We start from the raw sequence: 18,343 nt of genomic DNA, 5'->3' as shown, positions 1-18,343 counted from the left end.
AGGCGGGGGTGGCGGCGGCGGAGGCGGGCGCACCGCCGTGCCGCGGCGCTAGGAGCCTGCTCGCCTGCCACGCGTCCACCGGGGCGCGCGGGCGCACCAGCACGCCTGGCGGTTACTCGAACGTCACCTCGAACATCGCCGGCCACAGCTTGCCGGTGAGGTAGAAGGTCTCCGCGTCCGGGTCGTACGCGATCCCGTTCAGCACGTCGGTCCCGCGCCGTTCCTCTAGCGTCAGCAGCCCGGCCGCGTCGATGTACTGCGTGACGCGGCCTGTCGCGGGATCGATCCGCACCAGGAACTCCTGCTGATAGACGTTCGCGTAGACCGCGCCGTCGACGCATTCCAGCTCGTTGATCTGCGGGAGCGGCAGGCCGCGCAACGTCACCCCCACATCGCCGACGGGCTCGAACGTCTCGCGGTCGCGGAACGTCAGACGATCGGAACCGTTGCTCATGATGAGGCGCGAGCCGTCATCGCAGAGCCCCCACCCTTCGCCCCGATAGTTGAAGCTCCCGGTGGGCGTGAAGCTGTCGAACTCGAAAACGAAGGCCCGCTGCGCCTTCCAGGTGAGCATGATCAGGCGGTTTCCGACCCGGGCGAGACCCTCGCCGAAGAAGGCAGGCGAAATCGCAACGCGGTGCTCCACCGCACCCGTCTGCGGATCGACGCGCCGGAGGGTCGAGGCGCCGTACTGGCCGGTGCTCTCGTAGAGCTTGCCTTCCGACCAGATCAGGCCCTGGGTGTAGGCGGACGTGTCGTGCGCGAAACGCCGGAGCACGTTGACGCGAAGTGATTCGGCATCGCCGGCGGACGTCTGGCGGGCAATCGTCTCGGCGGTGGTAACGCCCCCACCGGCCGACCGGATGACGCCGATGCTCGCCGCCGCAGCTATCAGCGCCAGCGCGAGAACCGGTCCGAGAACCGATCCCGCAACCCAGGCCGGCTTGCCGGGCCGGACCACACGGCGCATCGAGTGTGCGGTCGTCGGCCGATCGCCCGACGACCGCTTCCTTCTATTGGCGCTCACCGCGTGGAACCCTCCGCCATTCTGTCACACAGCCACGGGCTGCTAGATCCTCAACAGCACGCCGCGGGCGGGCTCACCTGTGGCGCGCGCGATCATCCCGGCGTAGAGAGCGACCTGCCGTCGATAGACGTCGAGCGCATCGTCGGCTTCGTCCAGCTCGCGGTCGGTCTTGTAGTCGACGACCATCCAGGCGCCGTCTTCGCGGAAGGCCACGTCGACGACGCCTTCAATCAACACGCCGTCATCGTCGAGCATGCTGACCGGCACCTCGCGCCGGCACTCGCCCCGGGCGAGGGCGCCGCGGGCGCGGGCGATGAGCGGATGCGCCAGCGTCCGGATTGCCACCTCGGCGGCCGCTTCCACCTCGTCGTCCGTGGCCCCCAGCACGCGGCCGTGGAGGCGCGCCAGTCCGGCGAACACTCCCGGAGCGCCGCTGGGCTCTTCAAGCGGCACCGTCGCCAGCAGGACGTGAACGAGCGACCCGAAGCGCGTTCCGCCGGGCCGGTCGGCCGCACGGTCGATGTCGATCACCTCGATGTCGTCCGGCGTGATCGAACCGTCTCCTCCGTTTGAGAAAGCGGCGTCCGACGCGCTCCCGTCACCCGATACGCTCTCCGCCGCCGCTTGCGCCCGCGCGGTCGCCGTAGTCACCTCCAGGCTGCGACGCGCCCCCCGTTCCAACGTGTCGTCATGGCCCCGGCGCCACTCACGGTAACGGCGCACATCTTCCGCCACCACGCTGTCCGGCGCCTTCTTCGAGAGCAGCTCCTCCTGACGGATACCGAAGGGCGCGTCGACGCCGAGTTCCAGCCGCGACGGATCCCACCAGACCACTTCCCAGGCGCTGGCAGGAACCGACGGATCCCGCGCGCCGGCGCCATTCCGCACGCTTCGATCCGGGAACGGCACGATCTCCGCGCCCGGCGCGGCGGCCTTGCTAGCCGCGTCGTTTCCGTCGCCACCCGCGTCGCGGGCTCGGCCGCCGATGTCGGCCAGCGTTGCTTGCCCCCCCGGTTCCCACGAGTGCAGGCCGGGGGAGACGGTGTCCCTGGTGGCGCCGGTGTCGTCCGGCCGTTCCAGCACCGAGTCGCGCCCGAAGGGTGGGCAGCCCGCCGCCTGAGCCGCATCCCTGCGTCGTTCCATGAAGGGATAGACGGCGGAGTAGAGCGGGCTGGTCCAGACGCCACGCAGCGGCGAGTAGTCCTTCCAGCCCTCGGTCGTCGTGATCCAGGAATCCGGCTCCGGCCCATCGCCCACGGCCGGCACGACCAGCAAGTCGCGGGCGCGCGTCGCCGCGACGTAGGCAAGCCTGACGCCCTCCTCCAGGTCGAGCGCAACCTCCTCTTCCTCGTGCTCTATCAGGTCGATCGGCGACCAGCCCGCAAGACGGATTGCGCAGAGGCCCGCCTCCGAGTCGATGTACCGGCTCGCGGTGGACGCATGCAGCCGGGCGGTCGGGTCGGCCAGGATCACCACGGGGAACTCCAGCCCCTTCGCCGAATGGACGGTCATGATGCGCACGCCGTTGCTGGACGCTTCGAGAATCGGCGCCTCGCCCGCTTCGTGCTCCGCCGCCTCGTCCGCCAGGTGATCGATGAAGCCCCGGAACGACAGGCCGCTCCTTTCCTCGTAGCGCCGTGCCAGTTCGGCAATCTGGAGGACGTTCGCGAGCACCTGCTCCCCGGCGCGACGCATGGCGAATCCGGCGTGCGCGCGCGTGGCATCGAGCAGCATCGCTATGGTGCGCGCGATGGGCACGTCGTTGCGCCTCCGGCTGAGCTCGCGCAGCAGCGCCAGTGCATCGGCCACGGGGCGGAACCGTTCCCGGTCCGTCGTCGACAGGCTGTCGCCCGCGTCGCCGTCGCCGGCCTCCCCCTCCGCCTCCGGGCGGAGCGCGCGTGGGACGCGGAAGGGATGGAGGCGGCGGAAGTGGTAACGCCAAGCGAAGAGGGTCTCGTCGTCGAACGCGAAGAGCGCGCCGCGCAGCGTCGCGAGCACCGACAACTCGTCGTCCGGCCATTCGATCGCCGCGAGCGCGCCCCGCACCGTCGCCACTTCCTCGCGGTCGTGAAACGAGCGCCCCCCCACGAGCAGATGGGGCAGTCCGCGCGACTCAAGGGCGTCGACATAGGGCCGCGTCTTGTCGTCCCGGAAGCTGGTGAATCGCCGGAAGAGCAGCGCCACGTGACGCGCCTCGACCGGCACCCGCGCCATTGCCCCGCCCGGCTGCCGCTCGGTGACGGTCCAGCCACTCTCCTTAACCAGCCAGTGGACGAACGCGCCGGTTGCATCGGGCAGCGACGCCTCGATCTGCCCCTTCGTGACATTGCGGATGCTGTAGGGCTTCGGCACCGGCAGCGCGACCACTGCCGGCTGCGACGGCTCGTCCAAGCGGTAGGGCCCGAGGGGAACGTACCCCGATCTGTGGACATCGTTCCCACCCGAAGCAGGCGCGGGCGGCGTGCTCATGAGCGGCTCGAACGCCGCATTCACCAGGCGTTGAATCATCGGCACGGCGCGGTAGCTGGTCGAGAGCGACAACATCTCCACGCCGACCCGCGCCAACTGCTCGGTCACCTGCCGGTAGACGCGGACGTCGGCGCGGCGGAAACGGTAGATGGACTGCTTCGGATCGCCGACGATGAACAGCTTGCCGGTAGCGGGCGTCACCTCGCGCCAGTCGCGCTGTTCGGGGTCGTCAGCGGCAAGCAGCAACAGGATCTCCGCCTGCAGCGGGTCGGTGTCCTGAAACTCGTCGACGAAGATCCGTGCGTAGCGTTCCTGCATGTCGCCGCGGACGACGTCGTCGTCATGGATCAGGTCGCGCGCTCGCAACAGCAGATCGACGAAGTCGACCGCGCCGGCGTCGGCCTTCAGCTTGCCGTAGCGTTCGATCGGATCTCGCAATTCGGTCTGCAGGCGCGCGGCAAGGTCGGCATTGGCGATGCGGCGGAACTGCTCGAGAACCTCGACGATCTTCCCGTGCCGTTCCAGCACCTCCGCGCGAGTGATGGCCGCGCCGTACAGGTGGCGGCGACCCTTGACCTGTGGGCGGACCACGTCACGGTCGCCGGCGAGCTGCACCAGTTGCGCCTCGATGCCGTCGTAGTCGCGGCGGCGCGGCCGAATCGCGTCCGTCTCGCGGATCCGCTGGACGACGGCGCGCACCGGCTGCATCGCCCGGTAGAGCGGATCACCGCGCTGCTCCGCCTTGTCCGTCAGGTCGGCGAACTCCGTCAGATGCGCCGTCACCTGATCAATCATCGACTCGCGCGGAAAGTCCTCTCGGCGCCACGGCCGCGTGAAGTCGCGCCACTCGGCCAGGCTCCAGGCGGCGCGCTCGATGCGGTCGGTCGGGCTGTCGCCTCTCGTGTCCGGGTCGTCGAAACCCGACCAGTCCCTGCGGCGGAGCGCGCGCCGAACGCCTTCAGGTGGATCGTCGAGCGCCGCCTGCAACCAGTCCTGAAACGCCTCCCGGAAGAGCCGGTGCGACTGCGACTCGTCCAGCACCACGAACTGCGGATCGACCCTCGCTTCGACCGGCCGTTCCCGCAGGAGGTCGGCGCAGAAACCGTGGATGGTCGAGACCTGCGCCTCTTCGAGATGCGCGATCGCTTCGTCCAGTTTCTGAGCCCGCTCCGCCGGATCCGGTGACGAGGCGGCGGTCGCGGTATCGTCACGGGCGTCCGAGTGCCGCGCTCGCTCGAGTTCCTCACGCAGGCGCAGCTTCAGTTCCCCCGCCGCCTTCTCGGTAAACGTGACGGCCAGGATCTGGTCTACTCTCGCGCGCCCGCCCTCCAGCACGGCAACTATGCGGGCCACGAGCTCGCTCGTCTTGCCAGTTCCGGCCGACGCCTCGACGACCAGCGACTCGTCGAGGGAATGCCGGATCCGGTGGCGGGCCTCGCCGTCGGCGAGCGGCAGACGCGGAGGCGTGCGGCCGTCGCTCATGGCCGGGACCTCAGCTCCCGGAGATCGCTCAGGACCTGCCGTTCCTTCTTCCCTATCCGACGCTCCTCCCAAGGACCGCAGACCGGCCGAAAGTCGCACCAGTCGCAGGCCCGGTCGCGTGGCGCGGGCACCAGCACGCCCGTCTCGATGGCGCGGTCGATCACCTCCAGCACCTCGATCCCCTGTCGTCGCTCCTTCTCACCCAGCCGCACAACGCGATGCCGGTAGCGGCCGACGGATGTGGCGAAGAAGAGCTGCGACTCGCTGACGGGCCGTCCGAGAGCCTGCTCCACGGCAAGGCCGTAGAGCACCGGCTGCAGCGTCTCACCGCCGTTCACCACCATGTCCCGCTTCGTCCGGTCCTTGCCGGTCTTGTGGTCGGTAACCCGCAACTCGCCCGTCTCGCTCGGCCTCGCCGGGGCCTCGATCTGGTCTACGACACCGCGCAGCATCCAGCGTCCGTCCAGGGTGGCCGGCTCTGACACGCTCTCCGGATCGAAGCCGGGGCCGGGCGGCAAGCCGAAGGCAAACTCGGCATGCAGCGGGGTCCACTCGCCGCCCTCGTCGGCGACTCGGTGGAGCCACCCCTTCAGGTCGGTCCGCATCGTTTCGATCTCGTCGCGCCAGACCCGCTCTATCGCGGGAACGAGCTCGTCCTTCCTGCGCGCCGCGACATCGTCGAGGATCCTGTCGATCTCCTGCTCGGCCTGCGCGAGCCGCGCACGCGTCACCGGCAGGGCATTCTGCTCCTGGAGCGCCCGTGTGAACTCCGCCTGCACCTCGTGGAAGATGCTGCCCCGCGTCAGCGGGTCGAGCTGCTCGATCGGCGCCGGGATCTCGTCGAGGGGGTGGATGCGCGCGACCGATCCGAGGAAGAACTGGTACGGGCAGACGGCGAAGCGCTGCAGGCCGGAACAAGAGTACGCGCGCCGGTCGAGCCGGTGGTCCGCCAACATCGCGCGCGTCGCGTCGCTCACGGCGTACAGGCCGTCGTGCCTAGACCAGCGCCGGTCCCAGCGGGCCCACCGCGCGATGAGGGCGCGGCGCAGGCCCTCGTTCAGATGGAACAGGTACCGTGCGCGCCCCGTGATCTCGTCCGTCGGCCGTCTGAATAGATCGTGCAGCACGGCCAGGTCATGTTCCGTATCGTCGATCGCGAGATCGGGATCCGGTGGCGCCGGCCAGGCGAGGCGCGCCGTCACCTGCTCGGACGCGCGGCGCTCCACCTCGCGGAAATCCGGGATGCGGCCCGTGCGCGCCCGCTCTATGTCGAGCGCGTAGAACGACGGAACCCGCTGTCGCGCCTTGCTCGCTTCCAGGCGGGGATAAGAGACCCAGATCCGGTCGGTCGCGGCGCCGACGGCGACCTGCAGCAGCAGCTTCTCCCGCTGGTTCAGATCGTGGCGGCTCGGGAGGCCGATGCGCGGCGGGTCGTCGTTCGTCGCCGCGTTGAGCTCGGCGCGGTGACGGTCGAGCAGCAGCGGATCCTGCCGGTGCCGGTGCGGAAACACCCGCTCGGCGAGGCCCGGGATGAAGATGACGCGAAAGCGCCGGCCCCGCAGTTGATCCGGGTCACCGACGAAGACGCGGCCGTACCGTCGGCGCGGCGGGTTGCGCTGCAGGTCCGTCAGCCGCTCGGCAAGCACATCGCGCACATCGGCAAGCGGCGCCGGCCCGACATTGGCCATCGGCCGCAGGTCGCCCAGGACGGCGAGGACGTCGTCCGGATCCTTCAACACCTCAGGCGCCAGCGCCTCGAGGTGATCGAGCCATTCACCCCAGAGCGCCTTCTGGGGGAGAGCGGCCAGGCGATCGATCACGGGCAGGGCAAATCGCCGGAGGTGCAACAGGTTCCGAGTCTGATGCTCGACACGCCGCAGGCGAGGTGACTCGGGTTCGTCGCTTCGGAGTTCTTCCAGGCGGGCGGCGAGTTCGGCGGCGAAACCGTCGAGGCGGCGTTCCCATCGGTCGCGGCCGCCGACGACGGCCGAATCGACAAGCAGCTCGTCCCAGCGGTGCGGTGCGCGAAGCGTGCCGCCCACGACCGGCGTCTCGTCGCTGTCCGCCGTTTCCCCTTCCGCGGCGCCACAGTCGCTGTCGGCGACGGCGGTCTTCTCCCCGGCGTCGAAGAGTGAAGGCTGCGACAGCGCCGGCGTCATCTCCGGCGCGCTGTCGGGAAGCGTCCAGCGCTCGCCGCTGCGAGGGGGCCCGCCGTCAGGATCCAGCCGCGGCACCTGGCCCAGCGAAAGGTACTCGGAGAAACGCCGGGCCGACAGGTTCTCAAGCGCGCAAGCAAGTAGCGCAAGGAACGCACGGCCGGCCGGATGCGGCACACGGGTGCCACGGGAGAAGTACGCATCGACGCCGGCGCGGGCGAGTGCGGTCTCCACCAGGCCGGCGTAAACGCCCGGCGAGCGGATCACGATCGCCATCTCGTCGAATGGAATGCCACGCGCCGCTTCCTTGACGATCGCCCGGGCAATCTCCACCGCCTCGCGGCTCTCGCCCGGGGCGGAGAAGAACGTCAGGGTCTCGGTGTCGGTGTCGGACGCGGTGTCGGACGCGGCCGGCGGATCCTCCGCCGCGAAGAGATAGCGCCGTACGCGGTCGAGCGGATCCCGCGCTGCGGCCCCGCCAGCCTTGCTCGCCGCCGCGGCGGCCGATGTGTCGATCGTCTCCGCGGCCGGCAACCGCCGGAGTGCACCCAGCGTCGGGCCGTCACCGGCAGGCACGGTCGCGAACACGGAGCTGGCGCGGCCGGCGATCGCCGAAACGAAATCGTACGCCGCATCGTCCAGCACCGCCACATCGAGCAGCAGCAGCGGACCGCCCAGTGGGAGGCCCGTCGTCGTCCCGTCGCGCCTCGCAACGTCGGCCCCCACGCGGAACAGCGCCGCATCGTCCAGCAGGCCGGCAGCGTCCATCAACGCGTCGTACCGGTCGGCGAGCCGGGCGACGTCCGGACCGCAGCCGCCCGTTTCCTTCGCGGCGGCGGGATCGACGCCGGCGCAGCGCAGATCGCGCAGGGTCGCCGCGAGAGTACGGCCAAACGTGCGGAACTTCGCAATTGGATGGAGGTAGTTGAGCCGCCGGCCGGTCAGCTCCTCGAAGGCCGCGTGGGTGGCCACCGCTTCCGCCGCGAGCGGACTGGCCGGTGCGAGGCCGCGACGCGCCAGCTCCACCGCCGCCACGCGCCACGCTAGCTGCCGCACGCCGAATCGATGCAGACCGAACGTGGCCCCCGCCTCCAACGCCAGGCCGCGCGCCAGTTCGTCCGCCGCCTCGCGCGTCTGCCCGACCAGCAGCACCTCGGGCGCCGTAGAGTCCTGCAGGTTGCGTCGCAGATAGTCCGCCGCCGCGTCAAGGCGTGCGCCGGCGGCCGGGCCCGTCAGGATCGTGATGCGCGAGGCAGGTGCCAACGGGCGGGCATCGTACCACGCCGTCATCTACTATGAGACCGGATGAGAACGGAGCCCTCGGACCCGGACGGCACGGCGGACGCGCGGCGGTTAGGCCGGGCGCTGTTGATCGCGGGTCTCGTGGGGTTGGCCGGACTCGCCGCGGTTCTCGCCTGGTGGGCCACCGCGGACGATCCGCCCGCGCCTCCCGCCACCAGGCGCGCGCTGTCCATCCTGGTGCCGGACGACGTGGAGTTGCTCGACATCGCCGTGTCCCGCGATGGGCGGCAACTTGCCTATACCGCCATCCGTGACGGCCGCGCGCGCCTGTACGTCCGGCCGATCGACAGCTTCGAGGCCGTGGAGCTGCCGGATACCGCCGGCGCCGAACAGCCCTTCTTCTCGCCGGACGGCTCCGCCATTGCCTTCCTCGCCGGGCCCCAACTGAAGCGGTCGGCGGTTCCGGCCAGCCCGGATCAGCCGCCGCCCGTCCCGGTGCCGGCGCTCCTGGCCGAATTCACCGGTTTGCCGGTGGGAGGCCACTGGCGTCACGACGGCACCATCGTCATCGGCGGTCCCGGCGCGACCGGCCTCCTCGCCGTGCCGCCGGACGGCGGAACGCCAGCGCCAATTACGACCGTCGACACCGCATCGGGTGAAACGGCGCACGGCTGGCCGCAACGTTTCGACGACGACCACCTCCTGTTCACGATCGGGCGCGACGGGCGCGATCCGCGCGTGGCGCTGCTGCACGTCGGGACCGGGCGCATGCTCCCGCTGCTTCTGGCGGACGGGGGCGGCTTCGCGGTCGAGCCGAACACCATCGTGGTCGCGCGCCGCGGCGAGATCTTCGCGGCCAAAGTCGACCGGGATCTGCTGGACAATCTCGACGACCCCTCCGCCCCGCCCCGCGATCGCCCGTCCGACATCGCGATCGCGCTCGGAGCCCCCGCGGACGCCGGGATGGATGGCGCCGCCCTGGCGCTCTCGCCGCGCCCGGTTCTGCGGGGAGTCGCGAGCAGCGGCATCGGCTATCACGGCCTCGGTCGCGCGCGCTTCGCGGCTGCCCGTGATGGCACGCTCGTCTTCGTTCCGCCCGCCGTTACCGCCGGCGCCAACCGCCTCGTCCTCGTCGATCGCGACGGTAGTGCCGAGCCGATCGACAACGTCGTCGCGCAGCACCAGACGCCGCGCGTTTCTCCCGACGGCCAGCGCATCGCGTTCGGCGCCACGACAACCATCCTGCAGCGTGATCTCTGGCTGCTCGACCTTGCCGGCGGATCACGCCGTCGCCTGACCGAAGACGCCGGCGACAACCACTCGCCTCTCTGGTCGCGCGACGGCGGGTCGATTACGTTCGCTTCGTCTCGCGCCGGCCTGCAGCAGGTGTTCCGTCTCGGCCTCCCGCAGTTCGAGACGTCCGGTCCGATACTCGCCGGCGATCTCCGAACGCCCGGGTCGTGGTCGCCCGACGGCCGGCGCCTCGCGTTCCACGAACCGCACCCGGACCGCCACCGCGACATCTGGACCTGGCGCGACGGCAGCGATGACGAACCCGAACCGTGGCTTGCGACCCCGGCCAACGAGCGCGCGCCCGCTTACTCTCCCGGTGGCCAGTGGATCGCGTACGTCTCGGACGGCACCCATGGCGATCAGGTCTATGTTCGCGTCGCTACGGCCGGAGCCAGCGCGACGGCGGTCCGGGTCTCGCCCGCCGGGGGAACCGAACCCGTCTGGGCGCGAACCGGCGACGCGCTCTTCTTTCGGCGGGGCCGCAGTCTGTACGAGGCGCCGATCGGCGACGGCGACGCCCGGCCAGCGGTTGGCGAACCGGCGCTCGTCCTCGAGGGAACCTTCCTCGCGGACGCGCTCGGCAACCTCCCGGCATACGACATCACGTCCCAACGGCAATTCGTGATGATGGAACTTGCGAGCCGCCCGAGCGTCGTACATATCGTGAGCGGTTGGCGGCAGGCGGTGTTCCCGCCTCCTCCGGACTGAAACTAGAATCGCGAGGACGAGACACACCGCGACCGGACGCAACGGAGAGGAATCACCGATGGAGAATCAGCAGACACCCGGCGGCGCGACCCCAAAGCAACTGCGGCGCTCGCTCGTCGACCGGCGCATCGGCGGGGTCTGCGGTGGCATCGCGCGCTATCTCGACACCGATCCGGTGTTCATCCGCGTGTTGTGGCTCGGCCTGACGGTGGCGGGACTGCTGGGACTGGGCATCGGCATCTTCCTCGGCGTCTTCGCCTACATCGTGTGCTGGCTCATCGTTCCGGAAGCGGAGGAAGGGTCGGAACCGATCGTTCAGGGCGTCAGGAGGCTGGAGCGATCGTCCACCGACATCAAGCTGGCGGGCGTATGCGGCGGTATCGCCAGTTTCTTCGGCGTCGATCCGAGCGCCGTGCGCGTGTTGTGGGTGCTGCTCACGCTCTGCACCCTTCTGATCGGCGGGCTGCTGATCTACCTGACGGCGTGGATCATCATGCCGCTCGCCGCGACGCCGGCCGCGGCCGAGCCGGCGCCAGCCCCGGCTCCGGCGGAGGAAGGCTCTCCTCCGCCGACGGAGGCCACCGCGTCGCCGGCGGACGCCGTTGAGCTGGCGGGCGACGCTGACGCCGCAGCGCCGGCGACGGACTCCACGGCGTCAACGACCGATACTGCCGCGGAAGAACCGCGGTCCTAGGGGCGTGCGGGCGCGTTGGAAGTTTCGCTGGCGCGAAAGCGCGCCGTGCCCGGCGCGTTGGAAGTTTCGCTGGCGCGAAACTTCTACGGCGCAAGCTCCTGGTCGACAACTCGTGCGCCGGCCGCGTTGACCGGCCCGACGTAGCGGTCGCTGCTGACGCCGGCTCGGGCGAGCGCCCCTTCCATCGCTGTCGCGACGGAATCGGCCGCCGCATCCGAGTCGGCAAACGCCAGCACGCTAGGCCCGGAGCCGGAAATGGAGCAGCCCAGCGCGCCGGCGGCCAATGCCGCTTCCTTGACTTCGGAGAACGCGGGCACCAGCGGAGCCCGGATGGGCTCCACGAGAGCGTCGCTGATGCTACGCCCCAGCATCGCGAGATCGCCCTGATGCAGCGCCGCCACCAGCGCGGCGACGTTTCCGAGGTTGGCGACGGCCTGGCCGATCGAGAACCGGTGCTCCGCCACCAGCCGGCGTGCCTCGGCCGTCAGCACCTCCGCATGCGGATGGACGAGGACGACTCGCAGCGCTTCCGGAACCGGCAGCGGGATCAGATCGAGAGGATTCGACGCGCGAATCAGGACAATCCCGCCCAGCACGCACGGGGCCACGTTGTCCGCATGCGCCGTCCCCGACGCCGCCGCCTCGCCACGCAACGCACACGCTACGAGATCATCCGCCGTGAGGGTGCCTCCGAACAGCGTGTTCACCGCCACCGCCCCGGCCACGCTGCTCGCCGCGGAACTTCCCAGCCCGCTCCCGAGCGGCATCTGCTTGTGCAGCCAGAGCCGGACGCCGGACGCGCCGTCCAGCCGGTCGAGCGCCGCCTGCGCCGCGATCCCGACCACGTTCTCGCCGGGATCCGTGCTTAGCGAGTCAGCGCCGGTCACCTCGACGATCTCGACCCCCGGCTGATCGCGCGGCTCCGCGTCGACCAGGTCACCCGGCCGCTCGAGGGCCAGCCCCAGCACGTCGAAGCCCGGCCCCAGGTTCGACGCCGTCGCCGGCGCGAACACCCGCACCCGATCGGACATGCGGGGATTATCGCCTACGCGCCAGCCGGCGCGGCACTTCCGACATCTGACGCCTCTACAGCAGAGAAAATAGGAGTATGCTCATACTTATGAGTACCCGGCTGCAGGTCGTGATGTCGGAAGAGGAGTTGGCGTCGCTGCGCCAGGCGGCCACACGGGCGGACCTGACACTGAGCGAATGGGCGCGGCGCGCATTGCGCCGCGAACGCGATTCCAGCTCGGGGCCGACACCCGCAAGCCGACTTCGCGCGCTCGATCAAGCACTCGCATGTGATCACCCAACGGGCGACATCGACAAGATGCTTGCTGATATTGAGAGGGGCCGTGATCTTCGTTGATTCCAACATCCCGATGTACCTGGTTGGAGGTCCGCACCTCAACCGCGACCGCATCGAGGCGTTCCTCCGGCATCATCCGGCAGAAGACTACGTCACGAGCGCCGAGGTGTACCAGGAGATTGTCCATCGCTACGTGTCGATCGATCGCAGACATGCGATCGACGACGCGTTCCGCATGCTCGACGATCTAGTGGCGTCAGTATTCCCCATCACTCGCGACGACGTGGAAGCCGCCCGGCGGATCGCACACGAGCAACGAGTCCTTTCCGCGCGCGACTGCCTGCACCTTGCGGTGATGGAGCGGCGCGGTGCGCAGGTCGTTTTCACATGCGACGCCGGTTTCGACTATCGGCCTGGCGTCGCCCGCGTGCCCTAAGGGGCCGCGGAGAATCGGAGCGGTACCCTCGGGCAGCCCTCGCGGCCTCGGCGTTACACGTGCGCGACAGGTATACACTGTCGCTTTGCGCGCGCCGTGCCGGCTCGCGAGAACAGAGGGTTGTTGTGATGACTCCACGCCACGCCGTCGCCGGGATCATCGTCGCCGCGGCTTCGTTCGTTTCGGTTGCCTGCGGGCCGCCCCCGGCGCCGGATCCGCCGCTGCCGGAGATTGTCGAGAAGGCGATCGCCTACCACGGTGGGGACCTGTACGAGCGGGCCCGGATGACGATGACCATCTCGTCGCTTTCGGGGAGCTTCCGGATCGAGGCGACGCGGAACGGCGGTGCGTTCGACTTTGTCGTGATCAACCCGGCGCAGGGCGAGCGGCCGGAGCGGCGGGTGCAGTTGACGAACGAAGGCGTCACCGAGTGGATCGACGGCGTCGAATCGGAACTCGATGAAGAGGGCGTGCGGCGCGCCACCGCGTTCGTGAACGCGCGGGTCTTTTTCCCGCTGCTGCCCTATACCCTGAAGGGCGACGACGTCCTGTTCGAGGACCGGGGGCTCGACCGGTGGGAGGGTCGCGACCTGCATCGGATGAAAGTGACGTTCAACCCGGGCACGAGCAACGACGCGGATGACGCCTATACCTTCTGGTTCGATCCGGAGACCGGCCGCATCGAACAGTTCGGCTACGACTTCGACAACGGGCTCCGCTATCGCCGGGCCATTTCGTTCGAGCGCGTGAACGGCGTGCTCTTCTCCGATCAGGACAACTACGCGGTCGACGGTGGCAAGGTGCCGGTCGACACGCTCACGCCCGACTACGTCGCCAGCACCATGCGCTTGCTGTCGACGGTGCGGATTTCCGAAGTTACGGTCGAACCGTTGTAGTCACGGTTCGCCGGCCTCCAGGCCGGCACTTCCCCCCCGTGGTCTGCCGGCCTGGAGGCCGGCGCACCAGGCGCCGTAGCTCAGTCGAAGATGCCGAGCTGAAGCTTCGCCGCGTCTGACATCCGGTCCTTGTCCCAGGGGGGCTCCCAGACGAGGTCGACCCGGGCGTTGCTGACGCCCTCGATCGCCTTGACCTTCCCCTGCACCTCCGCCGGGAGGGTGACGGCGGCCGGACAGCCGGGCGCCGTAAGCGTCATCTGAATCACGGCGACGCCGTCCTTGTTGACGCCAATGTCGTAGATGAGTCCCAGCTCGTAGATGTTGACGGGGATCTCCGGGTCGTAGACGGTCGAGAGCTGCTCCACGATCTGTGGCTTCAACTCGAGCGTCCGGACTGGATCGGCGTCAAACGCGGGCGCTGGCTCGGGCGGCGCCTCGGGCGCCGCGGGGGAAGCCGGTTCCGGATCGGTCAGTGCGCTGGTGTCGAAGATGGACGATTCCGGCTGCGCCGCCTGGGGCGGCGGAGCGGAGCCGTCGACGTGGGAAGGGATGACGGCGCCGGTCGCCGTGGTCTTTGTGGTTGCGCCCGGGGCGGGCCTGGAGGCCGGCGGACCAGTCGAGGCATCTGCCGGCCTGGAGGCCGGCGCACCGCCCTGCACATCCGTGGGCGAATCGGACGCACCCCCGGCTGCGTCATCGAACGGCGGCGGCACGTCATTCAGGTTCAGAATCCCCATGGTCTACTCCGTTGTCACCGTCTCGTGGCGGTCGTCAACCGCGGCGCGCAGCGTGTGCCAGGCGAGGCTGGCGCACTTGACACGCGTCGGGTAGTCGCGCACGCCGGCGAAGACGGCCAGCTTGCCGAGCCCCGGGGCGTCCGCGTCCGCGGCGTCGTCCGTCACGAGCGTCAGAAACCGCTGGAAGAGATGGCGCGCTTCTTCCAGCGTCTTGCCTCTGACCGCATCGGTCATCAACGACGCGGACGCTTTCGAGATCGCGCAGCCGGACCCGATGAAACTGACGTCGACGATCTTCTCGCCGTCGAGATTGACGTACACCGCCAGGCGGTCGCCGCACAGTGGGTTGTGGCCGTCGGCATGGCGGTCCGCGCCATCCAGTTCCCGGAAATTGTGCGGGTTCCGGTTATGGTCGAGGATGACTTCCTGGTAGAGATCACGCAGTTCGCTCATAGAGGAAACATCTCCCGCACCCGTTCGAGGGCCCGGACGAGTGCATCGATTTCCGCTCGTGTGCTGTACATCGCGACGGACGCGCGTGCCGTCGCCGGCACCCCAAAGTAGTCCATGATGGGCTGTGTGCAGTGGTGGCCGGTCCGAATGGCCACTCCCTCGGTGTCGACGATCGTTCCGACGTCGTGTGGATGCGCCCCCTTCATGACGAAGGCGAGGATGCTCGCCTTGTCCGGGGCGGTGCCGATGAGCCGCAGGCCCCTGACCTCGGAGAGCGCCGCGGTGCCGTAGGCCAGCAGATCCGCCTCGTGCGGCGCAATGGCCTCGAAGCCGACGCCGGTCAGGTAGTCGAGCGCGGCTCCGAGGCCGACGACGCCCGCGATGTTCGGCGTCCCGGCCTCGAACTTGTTCGGCAGCTCGGCGTAGGTGGTCTTCTCGAACGTCACCGACCGGATCATGTCGCCGCCCCCCTGATAGGGCGGCATCGCGTCGAGCAACGACTCGCGCCCGTAGAGGACGCCGATGCCGGTCGGACCGTAGGTCTTGTGCCCCGTGAAACAGAGGAAGTCGCAGTCGAGCGCCTGCACGTCGACCGGCATGTGGTAGACCGACTGCGACGCGTCGATCAGCACCGGCACGCCGTGGCGGCGCGCCAGTTCGACGATATCGCCCACCGGGTTGATGGTGCCGAGTGAATTGGACAGATGCACGACGGAGATCATCCGCGTGCGGGGCGTGATCAGGCGCTCGAACTCGTCCATCTGCAACACGCCGCGGTCGTCGATGGGCACAACCCGCAGCCGCGCATCCACCTGCTCGCACAGAAGCTGCCATGGGACGATGTTCGAGTGGTGCTCCATGTGCGTGATCAGCACTTCGTCGCCCGGCCCGACCTGTCGCCGTCCGAAGCTCTGCGCGACCAGGTTGATGCTCTCCGTCGAGTTGCGCGTGAAGACGATCTCGCGAGGGGATCGCGCGTTCAGGAAACGCTGGACGGTGACCCGCGCGGCGTCGTAGGCGGCCGTCGCCTCCTCGCTCAGGACGTAGACGCCGCGGTGGATGTTGGCGTTCCCGCTGGCGTAGTAGCGGGCAATCGCGTCGAGGACGGCGCGCGGCTTCTGCGTCGTAGCGGCGTTGTCGAGATACGAGAGGGCGTGCTCGCGGATCTGCCGGCGCAGGATCGGAAAGTCGGCCCGGATTCGCTCGATGTCGAATGCGGGAACGGACGCCGGCGCCGGGGCCGGCGCGGATGCCGGCGCCTCGGCCGAAGCCACCGGCGTCGGGGCCGCGGCCGTCACGGTCTCAGGGAGTGACATGGAACGACCCTCCGCCGGAGCCGGGCAACTGCGCGAGGAGGAGATCGTCGAGCTGATCCCGGATCGGTTCCACCCGGATCCGGTTCAGCAGGTCGCTGGCGAAGGCATGGATCAGGACGTTGCGCGCCTGCTCGAGTCCGAGCCCACGCGCGCGCAGATAGAACATCGCGTCCTCGTCGAGCTGTCCCACCGTCGCACCGTGCGTGCACTTGACGTCGTCCGCGAAGATCTCCAGCTCCGGCTTGGTGTTGATCTGCGCATCCTCCGAAAGCAGCAGCGCCTTGTTCGTCTGCTTCGCGTCGGTCTTCTGCGCGTCGATGGCGACGATGATCTTGCCGTTGAAGACCGCGCGCGCGCGGCCGTCGAGGATCCCCTTGTACAGCTCGTGGCTGTCGCAGTGCGGCTTCGCGTGATTGATCGTCGTGTGGTTGTCGATGAGCCGTTCCCCGTCCGCCAGGTACAGGCCGTTGAGCGTGCACTCGACGCCCTCGCCGTCAAGCACGGCGTGCGCGTCGTTCCGAACGATGGCGCCGCCGAGCGTCACCGCATGCGACGAGAACGTCGCGGAGCGCTCGCAGCGGATGTGCATAGACCCGATGTGGTAGGCCGCGGCGCCCTCGCGCACCACCTTGTAGTGATCGACGACGGCGTTCGGTCCGGCAACCGCCTCGGTCACGGCGTTCGAGAAGTACGGCGCGCCGTCGCCGCCGCCGTAGCTCTCGATCACGCGGACCTGGGCGTTCTCCCCGACGAGCAGCAGAACGCGCGGATGGGTCATGACCGGTGTTCCGTCCGCCGGCGGCACGGTGACCCACAACAACTGAATCGGCTCGTCGACCACCATGTTGGCGGGTATGCGCACGATGGCGGCGTCCCGCAGGAGGGCGGTGTTCAGCGCCGTCAACGCCTCGCCGTCGATCGGCGCGTCCGCTCCGAGGTGTGCCTCCACCGCGGCCAGCGTTGCCTCGTCGTTCGTCGCGACCGCGTCCGCCAGGCTTCGCACCTCGACTCCGGAGGGCAACCCCTCGAGATGTGACGCGGGCGCGACGTAGGTCCCGTTGATGAAAGTGATCCCGTTCGGCACCACGCCATGCGGGCCAGCGGTTTCGATGGCGGCGGCGCGGTCCGCTTCGGTGGCCAGCGTGAACGCGGTGCCGGCGATCGGCGCGATGTTCGTGAAGCGCCACCGCTCCAGCTTCGTCGTCGGCAGGCCCAGCGCGGTGAAGCGCCGGAAGGCGCGGCGACGCAGATCGACCAGGCCGGCGGGTGCGGGAGCCGTGCGGCGCACCGCCTCGAAGGCGTCCGCGTAGGCTTCGGCGGGTGCGAGGGAGGTCGTCGTCTCGGTCACCGACTCAGGCTCCCGCGGCTGCCCCGGTCGCCGCCCCGTCGGCGATCCAGCTATAGCCCTTCTCCTCGAGTTCGAGCGCGAGCTCCTTGCCGCCCGACTTGACGATCCGGCCATCCGACAGCACGTGCACCACGTCCGGGACGATGTAGTTCAGCAGTCGCTGATAGTGCGTGACGACGACGATCGCGCGCTCCGCGCTGCGCATCGCGTTCACGCCCTCGGAAACCGTCTTGAGGGCATCGATGTCGAGGCCCGAGTCCGTCTCGTCCATGATGGCGAGCTTCGGCTCGAGCACGGCCATCTGGAAGATCTCGTTCCGCTTCTTCTCGCCGCCCGAGAATCCTTCGTTGACCGGCCGGTTGAGCAGGCTCTGATCGATGTGGAGAATGTTCAGCCGCTCCTTGACGAGTGCCATGAAGTCGATGGCGTCCAGCTCCGTCTCGCCCCGGTGCTTGCGGACCTCGTTCACCGCCGCCTTCAGCAGGTAGGCGTTGTTGACGCCCGGAATCTCCACCGGGTACTGGAAGGCCAGGAAAATGCCTTCCCGGGCCCGATCTTCCGGTTCCATCTCCAGCAGGTCCTGGCCCTTGTAGGTGACTGAGCCGGCGGACACTTCGTAGTCTTCCCGGCCCGCGAGCACGGCCGCGAGCGTGCTCTTCCCGGAGCCGTTCGGCCCCATGATGGCGTGCACCTCGCCTGACTGCACCGACAGGTCCACTCCCTTCAGGATTTCGCGCCCCGCTACCGACGCGTGCAGATTCGTAACTTCCAGCATGG

General features: G+C 69.3%; 14 protein-coding genes. 5 read left to right on the top strand and 9 right to left on the bottom strand.

Annotation, left to right across the window (positions count from 1 at the left end):
- Nucleotides 1-112: 112 nt before the first annotated feature.
- The 3 genes from F4Y45_02835 to F4Y45_02825 all read right to left on the bottom strand — a co-directional run bounded on the left by F4Y45_02835 (nt 113) and on the right by F4Y45_02825 (nt 8,424).
- Nucleotides 113-970: a glutaminyl-peptide cyclotransferase gene (locus F4Y45_02835; protein ID MXY23445.1), complete on the bottom strand. Its 858-nt coding sequence runs from the start codon at nt 968-970 to the stop codon at nt 113-115.
- A 99-nt stretch (nt 971-1,069) separates the two neighbouring features.
- Nucleotides 1,070-4,978, bottom strand: coding sequence for an AAA family ATPase (locus F4Y45_02830; protein ID MXY23444.1), 3,909 nt, complete (start codon nt 4,976-4,978; stop codon nt 1,070-1,072).
- A complete protein-coding gene (locus F4Y45_02825) occupies nt 4,975-8,424 on the bottom strand; it encodes a PD-(D/E)XK nuclease family protein (GenBank protein MXY23443.1) in 3,450 nt (1,149 codons plus the stop codon). The genes F4Y45_02830 and F4Y45_02825 overlap by 4 nt, the downstream gene beginning before the upstream one ends.
- Before the next feature lie 15 nt (nt 8,425-8,439).
- Here F4Y45_02825 and F4Y45_02820 point away from each other — a divergent pair, with 15 nt between their 5' ends.
- Together F4Y45_02820 and F4Y45_02815 are read left to right on the top strand one after the other, a co-directional pair.
- Nucleotides 8,440-10,377, top strand: a complete 1,938-nt coding sequence (locus tag F4Y45_02820) for a hypothetical protein (protein ID MXY23442.1) — start codon at nt 8,440-8,442, stop codon at nt 10,375-10,377.
- Between the two features lie 58 nt (nt 10,378-10,435).
- Nucleotides 10,436-11,071 carry a PspC domain-containing protein gene (locus tag F4Y45_02815; GenBank protein MXY23441.1) on the top strand — a complete coding sequence of 212 codons (636 nt, stop codon included), beginning with the start codon at nt 10,436-10,438 and terminating at the stop codon, nt 11,069-11,071.
- 83 nt (nt 11,072-11,154) lie between these two features.
- Here F4Y45_02815 and F4Y45_02810 read toward each other — a convergent pair whose 3' ends face one another.
- On the bottom strand, nt 11,155-12,102 hold the full coding sequence (locus F4Y45_02810) for a homoserine kinase (GenBank protein MXY23440.1): 948 nt from the start codon (nt 12,100-12,102) through the stop codon (nt 11,155-11,157).
- An 89-nt stretch (nt 12,103-12,191) separates the two neighbouring features.
- Between F4Y45_02810 and F4Y45_02805 the strand changes: the two genes are divergently transcribed.
- From F4Y45_02805 to F4Y45_02795, 3 genes are all read left to right on the top strand, one after another.
- Nucleotides 12,192-12,440, top strand: coding sequence for an antitoxin (locus F4Y45_02805; protein MXY23439.1), 249 nt, complete (start codon nt 12,192-12,194; stop codon nt 12,438-12,440).
- Nucleotides 12,427-12,816 carry a type II toxin-antitoxin system VapC family toxin gene (locus F4Y45_02800; GenBank protein ID MXY23438.1) on the top strand — a complete coding sequence of 130 codons (390 nt, stop codon included), beginning with the start codon at nt 12,427-12,429 and terminating at the stop codon, nt 12,814-12,816. The genes F4Y45_02805 and F4Y45_02800 overlap by 14 nt, the downstream gene beginning before the upstream one ends.
- Nucleotides 12,817-12,944: 128 nt before the next feature.
- Entirely contained in the window at nt 12,945-13,712 is a 768-nt protein-coding gene (locus F4Y45_02795; protein MXY23437.1) for a hypothetical protein, read from the top strand.
- Between the two features lie 80 nt (nt 13,713-13,792).
- On the opposite strand, the gene F4Y45_02790 is transcribed toward F4Y45_02795, so the two are convergent.
- Genes F4Y45_02790 through sufC form a run of 5 tightly spaced genes read right to left on the bottom strand, consistent with a single transcriptional unit; the run spans nt 13,793 to nt 18,341 of the window.
- Entirely contained in the window at nt 13,793-14,449 is a 657-nt protein-coding gene (locus F4Y45_02790) for a DUF59 domain-containing protein (protein ID MXY23436.1), read from the bottom strand.
- Nucleotides 14,450-14,452: 3 nt separating this feature from the next.
- Nucleotides 14,453-14,902, bottom strand: coding sequence for an SUF system NifU family Fe-S cluster assembly protein (locus F4Y45_02785; protein MXY23435.1), 450 nt, complete (start codon nt 14,900-14,902; stop codon nt 14,453-14,455).
- Nucleotides 14,899-16,218, bottom strand: coding sequence for a cysteine desulfurase (locus F4Y45_02780; GenBank protein ID MXY23434.1), 1,320 nt, complete (start codon nt 16,216-16,218; stop codon nt 14,899-14,901). The genes F4Y45_02785 and F4Y45_02780 overlap by 4 nt, the downstream gene beginning before the upstream one ends.
- Complete coding sequence (sufD, locus tag F4Y45_02775) at nt 16,205-17,680, bottom strand: Fe-S cluster assembly protein SufD (GenBank protein MXY23433.1); 1,476 nt, start codon at nt 17,678-17,680, stop codon at nt 16,205-16,207. Before sufD ends, F4Y45_02780 begins: the two co-directional genes overlap by 14 nt.
- On the bottom strand, nt 17,571-18,341 hold the full coding sequence (sufC, locus tag F4Y45_02770) for a Fe-S cluster assembly ATPase SufC (GenBank protein MXY23432.1): 771 nt from the start codon (nt 18,339-18,341) through the stop codon (nt 17,571-17,573). The genes sufD and sufC overlap by 110 nt, the downstream gene beginning before the upstream one ends.
- Between the last annotated feature and the right edge of the window lie 2 nt (nt 18,342-18,343).

The organism is Acidobacteriota bacterium (genome assembly GCA_009838525.1).
Taxonomy (GTDB): domain Bacteria; phylum Acidobacteriota; class Vicinamibacteria; order Vicinamibacterales; family UBA8438; genus VXRJ01.
The sequence above is the reverse complement of the archived record's forward strand: the minus strand, read 5'-3'. Positions and strand labels throughout refer to the sequence as shown.

Excerpts from the sequence above, each read along its gene's own strand:
- F4Y45_02835 (MXY23445.1), bottom strand. The coding sequence starts at position 970 with ATGCGCCGTGTGGTCCGGCCCGGCAAGCCGGCCTGGGTTGCGGGATCG.
- F4Y45_02830 (MXY23444.1), bottom strand. The coding sequence starts at position 4,978 with ATGAGCGACGGCCGCACGCCTCCGCGTCTGCCGCTCGCCGACGGCGAG.
- F4Y45_02825 (MXY23443.1), bottom strand. The coding sequence starts at position 8,424 with ATGACGGCGTGGTACGATGCCCGCCCGTTGGCACCTGCCTCGCGCATC.
- F4Y45_02820 (MXY23442.1), top strand. The coding sequence starts at position 8,440 with ATGAGAACGGAGCCCTCGGACCCGGACGGCACGGCGGACGCGCGGCGG.
- F4Y45_02815 (MXY23441.1), top strand. The coding sequence starts at position 10,436 with ATGGAGAATCAGCAGACACCCGGCGGCGCGACCCCAAAGCAACTGCGG.
- F4Y45_02810 (MXY23440.1), bottom strand. The coding sequence starts at position 12,102 with ATGTCCGATCGGGTGCGGGTGTTCGCGCCGGCGACGGCGTCGAACCTG.
- F4Y45_02805 (MXY23439.1), top strand. The coding sequence starts at position 12,192 with ATGAGTACCCGGCTGCAGGTCGTGATGTCGGAAGAGGAGTTGGCGTCG.
- F4Y45_02795 (MXY23437.1), top strand. The coding sequence starts at position 12,945 with ATGACTCCACGCCACGCCGTCGCCGGGATCATCGTCGCCGCGGCTTCG.
- F4Y45_02790 (MXY23436.1), bottom strand. The coding sequence starts at position 14,449 with ATGGGGATTCTGAACCTGAATGACGTGCCGCCGCCGTTCGATGACGCA.
- F4Y45_02785 (MXY23435.1), bottom strand. The coding sequence starts at position 14,902 with ATGAGCGAACTGCGTGATCTCTACCAGGAAGTCATCCTCGACCATAAC.
- F4Y45_02780 (MXY23434.1), bottom strand. The coding sequence starts at position 16,218 with ATGTCACTCCCTGAGACCGTGACGGCCGCGGCCCCGACGCCGGTGGCT.
- sufD (MXY23433.1), bottom strand. The coding sequence starts at position 17,680 with ATGGCCGGATCGTCAAGTCGGGCGGCAAGGAGCTCGCGCTCGAACTCG.
- sufC (MXY23432.1), bottom strand. The coding sequence starts at position 18,341 with ATGCTGGAAGTTACGAATCTGCACGCGTCGGTAGCGGGGCGCGAAATC.